Below are 608 nucleotides of genomic sequence, written 5' to 3' on the forward strand. Positions count from 1 at the left end.
TTACCTTATTGATATTTCTAATCTTCGACCTAATCCTGTTTCAATTATCTTTCTCAGGGTAGCTATTTCTAAATCTGAACGGTCATTTTCAATACGTGAAATATATGTCCTTGAAGTACCGCTTTTTAATGCTAAGTCTTGTTGTGTTAATCCGCTTTTAATTCGTGCCTCGCGTATTATTTGACCTAATTTCAATGCTAATTCTGACTTTTCAGGTTGACTATATTTAAGCAATACATCAGCTCCAATCTCATATGGAACTTTCATTTTCTCGCCATTTCTCATTGTAATGTATTGCTCAACATTATCCCAAGAAAGAGTATTATCAACCAGTTTCACCTTTGCAAACTCATCTGAATCATATAAAATATTTGCGGGTGAATCTTTATCAACACTACTCCGTTTAAGAACTTTTCTAAAATCAATAATCCTTGATTCTCCGTTATTAAAAACAACTGAAATTGACAACTCTTTAATCCAGTTAATTTTTAGAATCCGTGGTAATTTAATATTATGTCTCATTTTAATTCAGCGTTTAATTCATAAAATACTTCTAACACCCAATCACCGTTACCTGCCAACCAATCGAAAACTTTTTTTAATTGCTT

At 31.7% G+C, this 608-nt stretch carries 1 protein-coding gene; it reads right to left on the reverse strand.

Annotation, left to right across the window (positions count from 1 at the left end; translation table 11 throughout):
* Positions 1–522, reverse strand: a complete 522-nt coding sequence (locus CJ255_RS24270; protein WP_217352532.1) for a helix-turn-helix domain-containing protein — start codon at positions 520–522, stop codon at positions 1–3.
* Positions 523–608: the final 86 nt, after the last annotated feature.

The sequence above is a fragment of the Candidatus Viridilinea mediisalina genome, assembly GCF_002532535.1.
Taxonomy (GTDB): domain Bacteria; phylum Chloroflexota; class Chloroflexia; order Chloroflexales; family Chloroflexaceae; genus Viridilinea; species Viridilinea mediisalina.